The sequence below is a fragment of the Actinoplanes sp. SE50/110 genome (assembly GCF_900119315.1).
Lineage (GTDB): Bacteria > Actinomycetota > Actinomycetes > Mycobacteriales > Micromonosporaceae > Actinoplanes.
The window spans coordinates 3826934-3841986 of record NZ_LT827010.1; the positions used below are offsets into that span (position 1 = coordinate 3826934).

The window sequence follows — 15053 nt, forward strand, 5'->3', positions numbered from 1 at the left end:
CTTGGCCGTACCGGCTGTGCGACTGCACGCGGTGAGCGGCATGCTGGTCGGCGCACACCGTGACCGCGTGCCCGTCGCGAATGCGCAGACCGCCGTAGACCCAGATCTTCTACTGGTTGACCGCTCCTCAGCGTCCGGAGCCGAGGCGAGCGCGTCTGGCGAAGCGAGTCCTGGTTCAGCTCGAGCCGTTGCGGCGGGGTTCGTCGTCCTCGGTCATGCGGAGATGGGCGCGTGCGCGGCTGAGGGTGTCGGCGAGGGTGACCAGTTGGTCGCGGTCGAGCAGGTCGATCAGATTCTCGCGGACCACGCGCAGGTGGCCGGGGGCGGCCCGATGCAATGCCTGGCTGCCCTGCTCGGTGAGGACCGCGTAGACGCCGCGGTCATCCCCGGCGCAGGCTTCGCGGCGGACCAGTCCGGCCTTCTGTAGCTGGCTGACCTGGTAGGTGAGCCCACTGCGGGAGGTGACCAGGGCGAGGGCGAGTTCCGCCATCCGCATGCGTTGCTGCGGTGCCTCGGCGAGACGGGTGAGCAGCTCGTACTGCGGCTGGGTGAGCCCGCCGTCCTCACGCAGCTGCTGGTCGATACGTCGTTGCAGCAGGTTGCTGGTGTCCAGGAAGGCCACCCAGGCCTGCATCTCGATCTCGTCGAGCCATCGCTGCGTCATGTGATCACGATAGCAGTTGATTCGAATTCGAACGACGTGTAGCGTTCGCGGTAGTTCGAATTCGAACGGCCCGGCTTCCGGGATCACGCACCACGCAAGGAGACCACCATGAAGTTCGCAGTGCTCGGCGCCGGCAACGTCGGATCCGCCCTCGCCGCCCGCCTCACCGCGCTGGGCCACCACGTCACGCTCGCCGCCAGCGATCCCGGATCGTCGCGGCTGGCCGCCGCCGCGGCGGCCTCCGGCGCGGACACCGCCACCGCCGCCGACGCCGCCGCGGCGGCCGATCTGGCCGTGATCGCCGTGCCGTACTCCGCGGTCGGCGACCTGTTCACCGACGAGGTCCGCGCCGCGCTCGCCGGCAAGGTCGTGATCGACGCGACGAACCCGCTCGCCGCCGACTTCATGTCCCTCACCGTCGGCCACACCACCTCCGCCGGTGAGCAGATCGCCGCCCGGCTGCCTCAGTCCCGCGTCGTCAAGGCCTTCAACACCGTCTTCGCCGCGACCCTGGGCACCCCGACCCTGGGCGGCTCGGCGCAGCTGCTGCCCGTCGCCGGTGACGACGCGGACGCCAAGAACACCGTGATCGGCCTCGGCAATCAGCTCGGCTTCGACGCGATCGACGCCGGCCCGCTGACCAACGCCCGCTATCTGGAGCCGACCGTCGAACTGCTCATCCAGCTCGCCTACGGCCAGGGGCTGGGCGCGAACATCGGCCTGCACCTGGCCCGCGGCTGACCAGCACACCGCCAGGGACCAGCGCGAGTCAACGAGCCGCCCGGACGCACCGATGTGATCGCGATCCGGGCGGCAGCCCCGCGCCGACTGATTACTCGACGTGAGGGATGAGCGTGCGTCGCCGCAGCGGCCGGCGCCGCAGGCCCTCGTGCGCCACCCGGTCAATCCTCTGCATATTTGCGGTCAGTCAGGACGGGGCAGGCCCAGCGGCATTCCGAGGTGGCTTCAGTCCCGAGGTCATGTGCGAACAGATCGACTCGGTTTTTCTGGCCTCCACCAGGCGCGGGAAGAACTTGGATCTGATTGTCAAACGACGCCGATTCTGGCGGCGTATTCCCGCACCCCGGTCAGACCGTAGGCTGCCGGAGATGACAGCAGTTCCCGGGTGAGGTTTTGCGCCCACGGCCGGTATCGCACCTCTTCGGGTACGTCGTGTTCGGCGGCCAGCAGCGCTTCGAATGCGGCACCGGGCCGCCTTCGGCCTTGCGAGGCGAGCGCGGTGTCTTCCCAGTACCTTGCCCGGCGCTCGGGGGCGACAATGGCCTTGAGATTGACTTTGCGGGCGTAGTCGACGGCGGCACCGTAGTCGCCGAGGGTCCGAGCGATGCTGATCCGGTAGACCGCGATTTCGTTGCCGTTGAAGCGAGCTGTGGCCCCGGCCGCGTTTGCTGGCTCTTGGGCCTGTTCTAGCAGCGCCCAAGCCGCGTCACGGTCATCGCGCATGGCCGCGGTGTAGGCGGCGACCGCGAGCAGCTGTCCGTACATCGCTTGGGCGGCAGGCCCTGATTCCCCGACGTCGTACAGTTGGCGTGCGGCCGAGAGAACCAGTTGCTGGGCGCTGTCGCGGTGCCCGGCCCGGCGCAGGACGGTGGCGGCCAGTCGCTGACTATCAGCCATGATCAGTGGGCAGTTTCCGGCGGCGGCTTGGACGGCCCGATCGGCGGTGGCGCAGGCCATGCTGTCGTCATGCAGCTTGATCAATAGCTGGGTGGCGATGCCGTAGGCCTCGGCAAGCCGTTGCGCGGCTGCGGCCTCTGCGCCGGTGCCGGCTGCGGAACGGCTGGCGGCTGCCTGTGCGAGCAGCCTCGGCAAGCGGCGGGCGAGCCGGGTGTATCGGGCGGCACGAAAGTCAGCGCGGGCTGCCGCAATTTGTGCAGCTAATTGCTGGGCGGGGAGCGGTTCGGCGGCCAATCGTCCGAACAGCATGTCCTGAATGGTGTCGCCGGCTGCTGCCGACGCCGAAGGTGGCAGCACTGGCAGCGCGGCGGCGCCGACGGCGGCTGCGCCGGCGAGAAAGTTACGTCGGTGCACAGTGTCGCCCCCTCCGTCGGCGGTCTTGGTCAGGGTAGACCCGTCATCGTCGGTTGGGGCAGGTGCCAGGCCGAACAACTGCACCGGTACGTCGTACAGGTGAGCCAGTGCCCAGACCTCGGCGACGTCCCGGATCCGGCGACGGCCGCTTTCCAGGCGGGACAGAGTTGATATCGAATAGCCGGATGCCTTGCTGAGCTGTTCCAGTGTGGGACCGGCCGCGACACGAGACAGTCGCAGGATCGTGGCGTAGTCGCTGGCTTGCGCTGCCTGCTGGACGGCAGGGTTGGCGGTCCATGGGGATGGGGGTCGCTGGCGCGCATCAGTGTCGCGGCGACCAGCCCGTCGGGGACCCGGGAAATCCTGCAGCAGGAGCTACACCAGCTCCGAGCCGGTCAGCGGCTTGCACGCTAATCACCCGAATCCCCACGGCATGGCACATGCCGAGCTGATCGTCCAGAACAACGACGCCTACCGACAGCTTGGCGCCATGCTCAAGAACGCCGAAGCCGGAGGTTGATCGTGCAGCGTGTAACCGATTGGTGCCAGGATTCTAGGGTCGCCTGAGGTTGTCGCCCTTGTCCGCCTTCGACGCTCAGTGGTGGTGTCCGAGCGGACGGATCGTGCGTCCCGTAGTGTGAAACAATGCCACTGTGGCTCCTAAAGAACCTGGGCTAGTGGTTTGGGACATCGACGGAACTCTCATTCCGGCGGACCTCCGCTGGCTTCGGCGAGCGATCGCTCGAGCCTACGGCCTCGCGGAGGCAGAGGTCCGGTTCCCGGCGAAGAAGGTTCACGGGTATACGGACGAGTCGATCGCCATCGACACTGCTATCGCGTCGGGCGTCACTCCTGCGCTAGCTGAAGCAGGGATCGCGGACTTTTCAACCAGCCTGATGTCGGTGATGAACGAAGGTCGCGATGAGCTTCGATCGGATCAGCCACCGTACCCGGGTGCCGTCGGCAGCATCGGTGAATTGAACAGAGCCGGATTTACTCAGACGGTGTTGACCGGCAACATTCGGCCGGCTACCGAGGTGAAGCTCGGTGAATTGGGCCTAGATGCCTACTTGGACCTCGATATCGGCGCCTTCGGCTCGGATAGTAGAGATCGCTTCAATTTGCCTGCCGTGGTGGCTCGGCGATTCGCAAACGCCTTCGGAAGGCAACTCGTGCCGGCTCGGACGGTTATCATCGGCGATGCTCCCAACGATATCGCCTGTGCGCGGCACGCCGGTTTCAAAGTGATTGTCGTTGCGCATCGTTCGACTCGTGAGGAACTTGCAGAGTATGGGCCGGATGCAATAGTGGAGGATCTTGAACCTTCCACTATTGTCGCCACCGTGGAATCTGTCCTATCCGGCGGCTCGGCCAGCTAGGCATGACTTCATGCGGACGTCGAGTTCTTGGACAACTTGCTTGCCTTCCCAGTGGGCCAGTCGGTCTCGCGACCGTCGTGCACGCATTATGCCGCGAAGGTTACCGACTTCGCGGAGCCGTCCATAGGTTTCGCCGAGAAGTTTGCAGCTCATTTCGGGCTCGCCGAGTTCGGCATAGGAACTGGCTAGGTCGACCTGTGCTGCCATGACTACGTTGGTATTCTGCGAATCTGTCGCCAGTTCATGGATGGCGGGCTCGAGAATGGCAACCGCTTTCTCCGGGTCACCGAGCAGTAGGCGGCAGGTGCCGTCGTAGACCTCTACTCGACTGCGGTTCCAGTCACTGTACAACCCGACGCGGTCTTCACTGGTGATGTCTCCGGCGGCTTCGTGGGCGCGATCGAGGGCTTCCTCGGCTGGTCGGTGCAGCCTGAGTGATGCATACGTCTGGGCCTGCTCCGCAGCGATCCGAGCGCGTGCGGCCGGCGTCAACCGTTCGGAAACGGTGGCGGCCTCCTCAAGTAGCCGCAGGCCCACCATGACATCGCCGTCGGGGCCAATTAGGGTGGAGGCCTCAGAATGAAGATTGCTGCCAAATATCCGTGCCGTGGCCCCGAGCGCGACATCGTCTATCCGCTCCGCGAGTTGTTTGGCGTAAGCGCAATGAGCCAATGCCATGTTGCGGTTTCCGTGAGCGCTCCAGAGGCGGCTAGCAACTATCGATGCTTCGCCGAGCATGTGGCCGATAGTCTTCCGTACAGGGTCTGTCCCGGCATTGCGGAAAAGTGTTGAAAGGCACTCGCGATGAGCCTCTACCAGTCTCAATAGGGCAATCGGCTCGACGCTTTGCCGTTGTTGTGCCAGCATGCTGGTGACCAAGGAGAAGCTGTTCCAGTCTCCCGATTTACCAATGATGATCCCTGACGGATTTTCGATCGATTCGAAGGCTCCGAACATGCTGCTTTCCGCTGCGATTGCAGAGGCGGGAACCGGGTCCTCGACGCTGGCTTGCCGGGCAGGTATCCACGTTTTGCGGTTGGCGAAGCCGAGTTCTTCGTCCGATGAGGCTCGAAGCACTCTGCGAAGTGCCGCCCGGTAGTCGGGGCGGTTCGGCCGGCCGATGGTACCGCTTTCAAGTTTGCCGACGTAGTTGGCGTTGAAGGGGCTGGCGATCCGCTGGCGCGGGTCGGGGAACAAGATTCTGCTGACTTCGGTGGCCAGCTCGGCCCGGGACATGGGCTCGCCGGGCTGGGTGGGCGACTCTCGCCGTTCGCGAGCCTGGATGAGGAGCAGGTTGGGCTCGGGGTCGGCACTCGGCACGACGGCCTCCGCGAGGTCAAAGATGTCGTGGACGGCGCGTCAGCTGAACTGTTCAGCGCCTCCGTGACGACAGGATGGCACCGTGAGAGGTCGACATCAACCGTCCAGGCGTGATTGACGTCTTCCGGACGACCACATGTTGCTCGACGTGCCCGGTCGAACCTGGCTGGTTCACACGGTCAGTCGAACTCGCCCGCTCGCACAACGGCGATGAAGTCCGCCCATGTCCTCCCAGTGAAGACCAGCATGCCGCCGCTGCGGTTCTTGGTGTCCCGGACCGCGATGAGTGGGGCGTTGTCGGCGGGGGAGACTTCCACGCAGTTCGCACCGCCGCTGCTGCGCGATGATGTCCGCCACTGGGTGAAGCTTGGGTCAGTCACGCTGCTACTCCTGTCGGTTTGCGCGGTCGATCGGCAGCACCTTCACGGTGATCTTCTCGTCCCGGGTCGCCAGGTCCGCGATGTGCACGACTTGGCCTGAAGAACGTCGGTGGTGGCGGCCGGCCGCCGGATGGCCAGCTGGTCGATGACGACCTCGTACCGCGGTCCATCGAGACGGCGCAGCATGCGCTGGCGTCGCTCGCGTGCTTCGACCGCGCGGGCCGGGCTGAACCGTGACGACCAGTCGGCGGTGTCGAGCTGGGCGCGCTGCTCGCTGAACGCCGGGGTTTGCAGCAGGCTTGGCAGGAAAGTCATCTGGTACTCGCGGATCGTGGCGGCGCCGGCTTCCAGATTGGCGTAGAGAGCCTGCCGGCTTCCCATCTTGTTGGCCCAGGACTCCGACCAGCCGCGCTCGCCGGCTTCCCGGGCGATCGTCATGAGCTGGAGCCACTGATCGCCGTCGATGCTTGGAGGAGGCGCATGACGTCGTCGGCGTCCGGCCTCTTCCGCGCTTTTTCGAGCCGGGAGACGGTGGTCCGCGGCAGCCCCGCGGCGCGGGCAAGTTGATCAAACGAGAGTTCGCGAAGGCGGCGTAGTCGCGTCAACTCTGCTGCCGGGCGTAGCCGCCGGACATGAGTACGGGTCAAATACGCCTCCGCCCAGCGCAGCACATTCAACAGTAAAGATTTGCGGACAAGCTCTGCGCAGCGAACCGCGTTGAATCTGCCGGTCGATAGACGTCGCATCCGGGAGGACGCCGGGATCCATCCCCTCCTGGTGCCTCCCCATCCCTCCCGGGCTGAGTGCCTTCACCGACGTCGGGCAGCCGTCCATGGTGGTTTCCAGATCCACCGGGTGGCGGCGGATGTCCGCGAGCCGGGCGAGTTTGGCGCGCTTCTGGCGCGGACGGGAGGCGAGCAATGACCGGGAAGACCACGTACTACGCGGTTGCGGCGCGGAGGCAGCTGCGTCAGGCGCAGGCGATTCTGGACGAGCATGTGACCTCGAGTGCGACGGGCCGCTGCGTGGCTTGCGGCTGCCTCGGCCCGTGTCGGCTGCGCGAGAACGCGGTGGTGATCTTCTCGCGCACCCTGCGACTACCGGTCCGCCGGCCCGGTGCGACTCGCCCCGAACTGGTCGGCGCCGTACGGGTCGGCGGGCCGCGCCTCCTCCCCTCCCGGAGCGCAGAGCCGAGCCGGTCAAGCGCTGCCCGGCCGTGTCCACCGACGGGGTTCACCTTGCCGGTCAATCTGTCCGTCCCCACGAAAGGACACTCATGATTACGCAGAGCGGGCTGATCGCGGCGTTGACCGCGATTGGCTTGGACACCGAGGTGCAGATCAAGCTCGACGGGATCCCGCTGGACATCTGCGGGCTGAGTCTGGACGAGCGTCGCGGCATCATCTTCCTGCGCCCACATCCAGAGGAGATTCCGGTGGCGCTGCGCCGGTTCGTCGCCGCGGTGCTCGGTGCGTCGGGACCGGGCCGGCAGGAGGTCGCGGTGCGCCACAACGCGCATGGCCACTACGAGCTGATCAGGCACGAGGGATAGGCCATGCAGCGCGCAGTGGTGCATCAAGCTTCGGCTCGCGAACTCAGCGATTCGTTGCGCCTGGTCGGCGCCCGGGAGATCGCGATCCGGCTCGGTCTCTCCCGACAGCGGATCCAACAGTTGGCCGACCGCGATGACTTCCCGGCCCCTTTTCAGGAACTCAAGATGGGACGGGTCTGGTGGGCGCACCAGGTGGAGGAGTGGATCCGGGAATGGCATGCCGGCAAACTGCCGGAGCCGCCCATGAAAGAGGAGACTGTCGAAGATTTCGCCCGGCTGTTGGCGGAGCGGACAGCGGACCAGTTGGCCGAACGCGCTGAGGTGTTCCTCGACGATGACCTGATCGCCGTGTTGGCGCAGTGGATGCGGGTGTTTCTCGACGCGAACGGCATCACCCCGACACATCGGCTTCTGAACCAACACCACCGTTGAGTGTCCGGCAACAGTCGGCGGTGTCGGATCGGTGTGCGCGGATGAGATCCGAGCCTTGGCAGGTGGCCGGGGCCGGATCTTGTTTGCGAGGTTGTCATGGGTGGTCGAAGCTGGAGCGGGTCGCCGCTGGCGGTGGCGCAGCGGGCGTTTGTACTGCTGGTGGCGCCGCCGACCCCGCTGGTGCTGGATAGCGGCACGGTGGCCGGGGTGGTGCCGCTGGATCGGCTGCGAGGCCTGCTGCTGAGTTCCCGGACCGGGCCGCTGCAGCGCGATGCCGTGTGGCGGGAGCTGGTCCTGCGGGCCAGGGCGGACGGGCCGGGCTGGGTGGTCGGCGCGGTGGGTGTGGCCATGCCGGGGCTGCGCCGCGCGGCGGGCGCACTGTGCGCCGGCCGATCCGGCGACAGTGAGGACCTGGACGCGGAGCTGCTGGCCGGCTTCGTGGCGGCGCTCCGCCGGGTGGACGTGGAAGCGCCGCGGATCTGTGGTCGTCTGATCGACGCCGGGGTCCGGGCGGCGCGGCGGGCGCGTCATGTGCCGGGGGAACGGTCGTTCGGGATGGCTGGTGTGCCGGGCCCGGCGGTTCCGGCGCGGCCGGCGGATCACCCGGACTTCGTCCTGGCGCGGGCCGTGGCCGCGGGGGTGGTCGACGCGGACGAGGCGCATCTGATCGCGGCGACCCGGCTGGAGGGGGAGACGCTCAGTGTCGCGGGGGAGCGGCTGGGGCTTCCCGCGCGGCTGGCGTCGGCGTGGCGGGCGCAGGCGGAGCAGCGGCTGCGGGAGGCGATCCGGGACGGAGAGCTGGCCCATATCGCGCTGCGCCCCCGGCGATCAGGCGACGGGCGGCCGACCCTGACGACCAAGGCCGCGGCCTGAGGGCGGCTGTCGGCCGACGAGGCGCGGCTGTCGGCCGACAGCCACCGTACACAGCAATAGGGGTTTGAAGGTCGTCGGCGGTTGTGGGGCGCTGACGGGTTGTTGTCCGGTGCTCGACGCTGCCGGACAGCGGCCCTTGGTGAGGTGCGGCATCGATCGGTGCCGCTTCCTCGCTAAGGACGGTGCCTCATGGTTCTCGCGGTGTACGAGCTGCCGCAGATCATCGCCAACATCCGGATCTGGGTGATCGGGATCGCGGCGGCGGTCGCCACTCTGTTTCTGACTCTCGCCGGGATCCGGTACATGCTGGCCAACGGGGACACCGGCGAGGTGGAGCGGGCCAAGACGGCGTTCCGGTGTGCACTGATCGGATACGCGGTCGCGGTACTGGCGCCGGTGTTCCTGACCGTGCTCAAGGGCCTGATCGGGGCGTCCTGATGTCGGTCGGGTGGGCGCTCTCCGGTGTTCTCGGGCCGCTGCTGGGCGCGCTGTCGGCCCTGGTGCTGGCCGGCCTGGCCCTGACATGGCGGCTGCTGTCGACGACCGTGCTGGTGGTGCCGGACGTCACCGCCCTTCCGCAGGTGGACACGCTGATGACCACGTCGCTCGGCGTCGTCGACACCTGCTACGTGCTGGCCTTCGTCTGGGTCGGCGTGCTGGTGATGAACCGGGAGTGGCTGCAGCAGCAGTCCGGCCTCGGGGAGATGATTCCGCGGCTGGTCGTCGGGCTGGTCGCGGCCAACAGCGCGCGGCCGATCTGTACGGCGGTGGTGGACACGGCGAACGCGCTGACCACGGCGCTGGCCGGCGGGCGGGGCGCGTCCCCGGTTCCGCAGCTGCAGGCCGCGGTTTTCGAGGCGACCAACGGCATGACCGGCAGCAGCCCGGAGGACTTCCTGATCCTGATCATCGGCGCGGGCGTGGCGGTGCTGGCGCTGATGCTGGTGGTGCAGTGGGTCAGCCGGGCAGGGCTGCTGATCCTGCTGGCCGGCACCGCGCCGATCGCCCTGGCGATGCACGCGACGGTGCAGACCGAACCGGTCGCGAAGCTGTGGTGGCGGGCGATGCTCGCCGCTCCGGCGACCGTGGTCCTGCAGGCGGTCGCCCTGCACACCACCCTGCAGGTGATGCTGGCGCCGCAGACGGTCATCCCGGCACTGGGCCTGACCGGTAAGCCGGGCGCGGCGATGAACCTGCTGGTCGTGGTGTGTCTGCTGTGGGGCACGCTGCGGATTCCCGGGCTGATCGGCAAATTCGTGCTGCGGTCCGCGCCGAGCCGGATTCCCGGCGTGCTGCGGTTCGCGGTGCTGCAGCAGATCACCGGCCTGGCCCGGGTGCGGATGGGGAAGACCCGGACGATGCCGCCGTTCGGCGGCGGCCACGGCCGGGGGCGGCGATGAGCGAGGACGTCGGCGCGCCGCTGCGGGCGCGGATTCCGGCCGACATCGACACCCCCGACAAGATTGCGTACGGGCTCACTGCCCGGCAGCTGGCGATCCTGGCGGTGGCGGCCGTGCTCGGCTACGGCCTGTTCACGGTCCTGGCCCGGCTGCTGCCGGCGCCGGTGGTGGTGGGTGTGCTGGTTCCGCCGGCCGGGGCGGTGCTCGCGCTGGCACTGGGCCGGCGTGACGGTCTGCCGCTCGACGGTTGGCTGTGGGCCGCGCTGCGGTTCCGTCGCCGGCCGCGCCGGCAGGTCGCCACACCCGTCGCGGCGAGTGTCGGTGACGACGGGGTGATCGACACCGGGTCGCAGTCGGTGACGCTGGTCGGCTGCACCACCGTCAACATCGCCCTGCGCACCGCCGACGAGCAGACCGCGCTGATCGACGGCTACGGACGGTGGCTCAACAGCCTGTCCACGCCGGTGCAGATCGTCGTGTCGACCCGCCGGGTCGACCTGTCCCGGCAGGCGCAGCGCGTCCTGGACACCGCGGCGACCATCACCCAGCCGGGGCTGGCCGCGGTCGCCCGTGACTACGCGCAATTCCTGGGCCGGCTGGCCGAGCAGCGGGACCCGCTGTGGCGCACGGTCACGGTCGCGCACCCGGCCGCCCAACCGGGGCAGGCGCTGCGGCACGCCGAACACACCGCCAGTGTGCTGGCCACCCTCGGGGCGAGCACCGCGGTCCTCGACGGTGGCGCCGCGCTGGCGGTGCTGACCTGCGCGGCGGACCCGTACACGCCGGCCGACACCGGCTGGTCGCGGGCCCTGCCGCAGCAGCCGATCACCCGCGGCGGTGCGGCATGAACCGCGACATGCAGGTGCCCGGGCCGGCCGTCACGCACGCCCATCCCGACCACGTGCAGGTCGCCGACGGATACACGGCGACGCTGATCGTCACCGGCTACCCGGCCGAGGTCGGCCCGGCCTGGCTCGACCCGCTGCTGTCCTGGCCCGGCCGCCTCGACGTGGTTCTGTACGTCGATCCACTGTCGGCGCCGGCGGCCGCATCCCGGCTGCGCCGGCAGCGGGCCCGGCTGGAATCGAGCCGGCTGCACGACGCCGGCCGCGGCCGGGTCAGTGACCCGCTGACCGACGCGGCCGCCGACGACGCCGCCGACCTGGCCGAGCGGGTCGCCCGTGGCGAGTCCAAACTGTTCCGGGTCGGCCTGTACCTGTGCGTGACCGCACCCAGCCCGCAGGAACTACGGGAAGCGGTCGCGCACGTGCGGGCCACCGCCGCCTCCGTGCTGCTGGACACCCAACCGGCGACGTGGCGGCAGCTGGAAGGCTGGCAGAGCGGACTGCCGCTGGCCACCGACACCCTGCACGCCCGGCGGATTATGGACACCGGGGCGCTGGCCGCCGCTTTCCCCCTCGCGGGCGCGGACCTGCCGGCCCCACTGCCGGGCCGGCCGGGACCCGCCGGCGGCATCCTGTACGGGCTTAACCGGGCCTCGCACGGCGTCGTCTGGTGGGACCGCTGGTCAGAACAGAACGCCAACGGGGTGGTGCTGGCCCGCAGCGGCAGCGGCAAGTCGTACTTCGTCAAACTCGAGGTGCTGCGGTCGCTGGCCGACGGCGTGCACGTCGCCGTCATCGACCCGGAGAACGAATACCTGCGCCTGACCGAAGCCGTCGGCGGCGCCCCGATCGTCCTCGGCACCGGCGGCGTGCGCCTCAACCCGCTCGACATCCCCGCCGATGATCGACGCGACCAGGCCCGCACCCGGCGCGCCCTGTTCCTGCACACCCTGATCGCCGTACTGCTCGGCGAACAACCACCGCCGGCCGAGCGGGCCGCCCTGGACCGGGCCGTCGTCGACGCCTACGACAAAGCCGGCATCACCAGCGACCCGACCACCTGGCGGCGGCCGGCGCCGCTGCTGCGCGACGTGGCCGGGGCGCTGCTCAACCAGAACACCACGGCCGGGGAGAACCTGGCGGCCCGGCTCATGCCGTGGACTCACGGCTCCTTCCGGGACCTGTTCGACGGACCGACCACCACCGTGCCCACCGGCCAGCTGGTGTGCTGGTCGACCCGGGCCCTGGCCGACGAACTGCGCCCCGCCGGGATGCTCCTCGCGCTGGACGCGATCTGGCGCGACGTCGACAACCCGGTTACCGACCCGACCCGGGCGCCGCGACGCCTTGTCGTGGTCGACGAGGCGTGGACGCTGATGCGCGAGGGCGAAGGCGCCCGCTTCCTGGCCCGGCTGGCCAAACAGGCCCGCAAACGTCGCGCCGGACTGCTCGTCTGCTCCCAGGACGTCCTCGACGTGCTGGGCAGCGACCTCGGGCAGATCGTCATCGCCAACGCCGCCACCCAGGTACTGCTGCGCCAGGCCCCACAAGCCATCGACCTGGTCACCGACGCGTTCGCACTCAGTGCCGGCGAGGCCCGCACCCTGCTGACCGCCCGCCGCGGTGAAGCGCTGCTGCTGTCCGGCACCCACCGTGTCGGCTTCCACGTCGTCGCCTCACCCGCCGAACACCGGCTGTGCACCGGCGACCTCGACCTCGAAGAAGGCCAACCGTGATCGCCATTGTTGTTGGGCTGTCCGCCCTGCTCACCGTCGTGTCGGGTGCTGTCCTGCTGGTGTGGGGTGAACACCGCGGCCGCCGCACCGCGACCGGCGGCCGGCAGGTGCTGATCAGCCCACCACCCCAGGTCGATGCGGCCGGTGCGGTGGTCTTCTGGGCCACCCTCGCCGCTGTCCTGCAGACCGGCTGGCGGCAACGGCTGCGTCTTGGCCGGCTGTGGACGGCCTACGAATACCGGTGGGACGGCCGCCGGCTACGCATCGCCGTATGGCTGCCGCGCGCGGTCGCCGTCGAACCGGTACTGGCCGCCGTCCGCGGCGCCTGGCCGGGTGCCGCCTGCCGGGTCGGCGACGCCGAACCGCCCCTGCCGCCGCAGCCGGCGGCGGCCGCCGGAGCTTCGCTGGCACCGGTGCTGCCCGGCTGGTATCCGCTGCGCACCGACCACCGCGACGACCCACTGCGCACCCTGATCAGCGCGGCCGCCGGGCTGCGCACCGGCGAGCAAGCCTGCGTGCAGGTCCTGGCTCGGCCCGCCGCCGGGCGGTCCCGGCGCAGGCTGATTGCCGGCGTACGGGCACTGCGGGGCGCCCCGGCCGCGCGCAGCCTGCTGGACCCGGCCGGCTGGGCGCTCGCGGCCCTCGATCTCGTCGCCGGTGGGCAGCCCCGTCCGGTCGGGCGGCCTGCCGTGTCCGCTGATCCCCAACGGGAGCGTGACGCCCGCGCCGCCCTTGACCAACTGGCCGGCCCGCACTGGGAAGTGGCGGTACGCTACGCGGTCACCTCGACCCGTGACGACCCGGCCCGCATGCGGGTCCTCGCCCGAGCCGTCGCGACCGCGTTCGGACCGTTCACCGGCCGCAACCGGATGCGTGCCCGCCGGCTACGCCAAGCCGTCACCCTGGTCACCGGGCGCCGGCTCCGGCACGGGTTCGTGCTCACCCCCGTCGAGCTGGCCATGCTGGCCGGACTGCCCCGCGACATCGCCGTACCCGGACTCGATCGCGCCCGAGCCAAAGCGATGCCGGCACCGGTCGGCATCGCCACCGGCGGGCGCGCCACCAAAAGCCTCGGCCGCGCCGAAGTCGGCGGGCACGCCGTCGCGCTACGCGCCGCTGACGCCAGGCATCATCTGCACGTGCTCGGGTCGACCGGCTCCGGCAAGAGCACCCTGCTGCTCAACCTGATCCTCGACGACATTCACGCCGGCCGCGGCACCGTCGTCATCGACCCCAAGGGCGACCTGGTCACCGATCTGCTCGACCGGATCCCGCTGACCTGCGCGCGCCGCCTGGTGCTCCTCGACCCCGACCAGCCCGGCGGACCGACGCTGAACCCGCTCGAAGGCGATGACCACGACCTGGTCGTCGACAACGTGGTCAGCATCTTCGGTCGGATCTTCGCCAAACACTGGGGGCCGCGCATCGACGACACCCTGCGCGTGGCCTGCCTGACCCTGCTCCGCAAACCCGGCGCCACCCTCACCCAGGTCCCCGAACTACTCAACGAACGCGAATTCCGCCGCAAATTCACCCAGGATCTCAACGATCCGGCCGGGCTCGGCGGCTACTGGAGCTGGTACGAGACCAGCCCCGCCCAGCTGCGCTCCACCGTCATCGCCCCCGTCCTGGCCCGGCTGCGGTCCCTGCTGCTGCGCGACTTCGTGCGCACCACCTTCGGATCGCCGCGCTCCAGCTTCGACATGCGCCGCATCCTCGACGGCGGCATCCTGCTCGCCCGCCTCCCGAAAGGTCAGATCGGTGAGGAAACCGCGCGTGTCATGGGCTCCTTCGTTCTGGCCAGCGCCTGGCAGGCGGCAACCGCCCGCGCCAAAATCCCCCAAGAAAAGCGCCGCGACGCCGCCGTCTACATCGACGAAGCCCACAATTTTCTCAACCTGCCCGGCTCGATCGGCGACATGCTCGCCGAAGCCCGGGGCTACGGACTCGGCCTGACCCTCGCCCACCAGAACCTGGCGCAGATGCCCCGCGAAACCCAGCTGGCGATCTCCGCCAACGCCCGCAACAAAGTGTTCTTCTCCTGCGCCCCCGAAGACGCCGCCCAACTGGCCAAACACACCCTGCCCGAACTCGACGAGCACGACCTGGCCCACCTCGACGCCTACACCGCCGCCTGCCGGCTCGTCGTCGACGGCCGGGAAACCCCGGCCTTCACCCTGCGCAGCCCCGCCCCGCGACCGCCGCTGGGCACCGCCCAGAAGCTGCGGGAGGCGCTGGCCTGAACCCGGACCGCGGGCCGGCCCGGGCCCCGGCCGGGTCCCGGCCCCGTACGGCCGGCCCGGCACCACCCAACACCGCAGCTGGGAGGCACCATGAACGCCGCCATGCCGCCCCGACAGTTTCCTGAAGGGGAAACTCCCGAACGGGGAAGCAGCCTACTTTCCATCTCCCACCGCCTA

At 69.3% G+C, this 15053-nt stretch carries 16 protein-coding genes; 10 read left to right on the plus strand and 6 right to left on the minus strand.

The features are described from left to right. Positions 1–175 precede the first annotated feature (175 nt). Positions 176–664, minus strand: coding sequence for a MarR family winged helix-turn-helix transcriptional regulator (locus ACSP50_RS16910; protein WP_014690452.1), 489 nt, complete (start codon positions 662–664; stop codon positions 176–178). Between the two features lie 108 nt (positions 665–772). Here ACSP50_RS16910 and ACSP50_RS16915 point away from each other — a divergent pair, with 108 nt between their 5' ends. Further along, positions 773–1405, plus strand: a complete 633-nt coding sequence (locus ACSP50_RS16915; RefSeq protein ID WP_014690453.1) for an NADPH-dependent F420 reductase — start codon at positions 773–775, stop codon at positions 1403–1405. A 306-nt stretch (positions 1406–1711) separates the two neighbouring features. On the opposite strand, the gene ACSP50_RS16920 is transcribed toward ACSP50_RS16915, so the two are convergent. Next, positions 1712–3088, minus strand: a complete 1377-nt coding sequence (locus ACSP50_RS16920; protein ID WP_369793955.1) for a helix-turn-helix domain-containing protein — start codon at positions 3086–3088, stop codon at positions 1712–1714. A gap of 305 nt (positions 3089–3393) precedes the next feature. Between ACSP50_RS16920 and ACSP50_RS16925 the strand changes: the two genes are divergently transcribed. Then, positions 3394–4095, plus strand: a complete 702-nt coding sequence (locus ACSP50_RS16925) for an HAD family hydrolase (protein WP_231956951.1) — start codon at positions 3394–3396, stop codon at positions 4093–4095. Here ACSP50_RS16925 and ACSP50_RS16930 read toward each other — a convergent pair. The 4 genes from ACSP50_RS16930 to ACSP50_RS43980 all read right to left on the minus strand — a co-directional run bounded on the left by ACSP50_RS16930 (position 4072) and on the right by ACSP50_RS43980 (position 6541). Continuing rightward, positions 4072–5415, minus strand: a complete 1344-nt coding sequence (locus ACSP50_RS16930; RefSeq protein WP_014690455.1) for a hypothetical protein — start codon at positions 5413–5415, stop codon at positions 4072–4074. The genes ACSP50_RS16925 and ACSP50_RS16930 overlap by 24 nt on opposite strands. A 179-nt stretch (positions 5416–5594) precedes the next feature. Continuing rightward, positions 5595–5795, minus strand: coding sequence for a DUF397 domain-containing protein (locus tag ACSP50_RS16935; RefSeq protein WP_014690456.1), 201 nt, complete (start codon positions 5793–5795; stop codon positions 5595–5597). 42 nt (positions 5796–5837) lie between these two features. Continuing rightward, positions 5838–6233 carry a Scr1 family TA system antitoxin-like transcriptional regulator gene (locus tag ACSP50_RS43975; protein WP_014690457.1) on the minus strand — a complete coding sequence of 132 codons (396 nt, stop codon included), beginning with the start codon at positions 6231–6233 and terminating at the stop codon, positions 5838–5840. Beyond that, positions 6230–6541, minus strand: a complete 312-nt coding sequence (locus tag ACSP50_RS43980; protein WP_231956952.1) for a helix-turn-helix transcriptional regulator — start codon at positions 6539–6541, stop codon at positions 6230–6232. Before ACSP50_RS43980 ends, ACSP50_RS43975 begins: the two co-directional genes overlap by 4 nt. Positions 6542–7071: 530 nt before the next feature. Here ACSP50_RS43980 and ACSP50_RS16950 point away from each other — a divergent pair. The 8 genes from ACSP50_RS16950 (at position 7072) to ACSP50_RS16985 (ending at position 14876) form a co-directional block, all read left to right on the plus strand. After that, positions 7072–7347 carry a hypothetical protein gene (locus ACSP50_RS16950; RefSeq protein ID WP_014690459.1) on the plus strand — a complete coding sequence of 92 codons (276 nt, stop codon included), beginning with the start codon at positions 7072–7074 and terminating at the stop codon, positions 7345–7347. Between the two features lie 3 nt (positions 7348–7350). Continuing rightward, complete coding sequence (locus ACSP50_RS45045) at positions 7351–7779, plus strand: AlpA family transcriptional regulator (protein ID WP_014690460.1); 429 nt, start codon at positions 7351–7353, stop codon at positions 7777–7779. 96 nt (positions 7780–7875) lie between these two features. Then, positions 7876–8652 (plus strand): hypothetical protein, encoded by a 777-nt coding sequence (locus ACSP50_RS16960; RefSeq protein ID WP_014690461.1) that lies wholly within the window; start codon positions 7876–7878, stop codon positions 8650–8652. 189 nt (positions 8653–8841) lie between these two features. Beyond that, complete coding sequence (locus ACSP50_RS16965; protein ID WP_014690462.1) at positions 8842–9090, plus strand: pilin; 249 nt, start codon at positions 8842–8844, stop codon at positions 9088–9090. Continuing rightward, positions 9090–10052 carry a conjugal transfer protein TrbL family protein gene (locus tag ACSP50_RS16970; RefSeq protein WP_014690463.1) on the plus strand — a complete coding sequence of 321 codons (963 nt, stop codon included), beginning with the start codon at positions 9090–9092 and terminating at the stop codon, positions 10050–10052. The genes ACSP50_RS16965 and ACSP50_RS16970 overlap by 1 nt, the downstream gene beginning before the upstream one ends. Beyond that, positions 10049–10900 carry a PrgI family protein gene (locus tag ACSP50_RS16975; RefSeq protein ID WP_014690464.1) on the plus strand — a complete coding sequence of 284 codons (852 nt, stop codon included), beginning with the start codon at positions 10049–10051 and terminating at the stop codon, positions 10898–10900. The genes ACSP50_RS16970 and ACSP50_RS16975 overlap by 4 nt, the downstream gene beginning before the upstream one ends. Further along, positions 10897–12633 carry a VirB4 family type IV secretion system protein gene (locus ACSP50_RS16980; protein WP_014690465.1) on the plus strand — a complete coding sequence of 579 codons (1737 nt, stop codon included), beginning with the start codon at positions 10897–10899 and terminating at the stop codon, positions 12631–12633. The genes ACSP50_RS16975 and ACSP50_RS16980 overlap by 4 nt, the downstream gene beginning before the upstream one ends. Next, complete coding sequence (locus ACSP50_RS16985) at positions 12630–14876, plus strand: helicase HerA domain-containing protein (RefSeq protein ID WP_014690466.1); 2247 nt, start codon at positions 12630–12632, stop codon at positions 14874–14876. Before ACSP50_RS16980 ends, ACSP50_RS16985 begins: the two co-directional genes overlap by 4 nt. Positions 14877–15053: the final 177 nt, after the last annotated feature.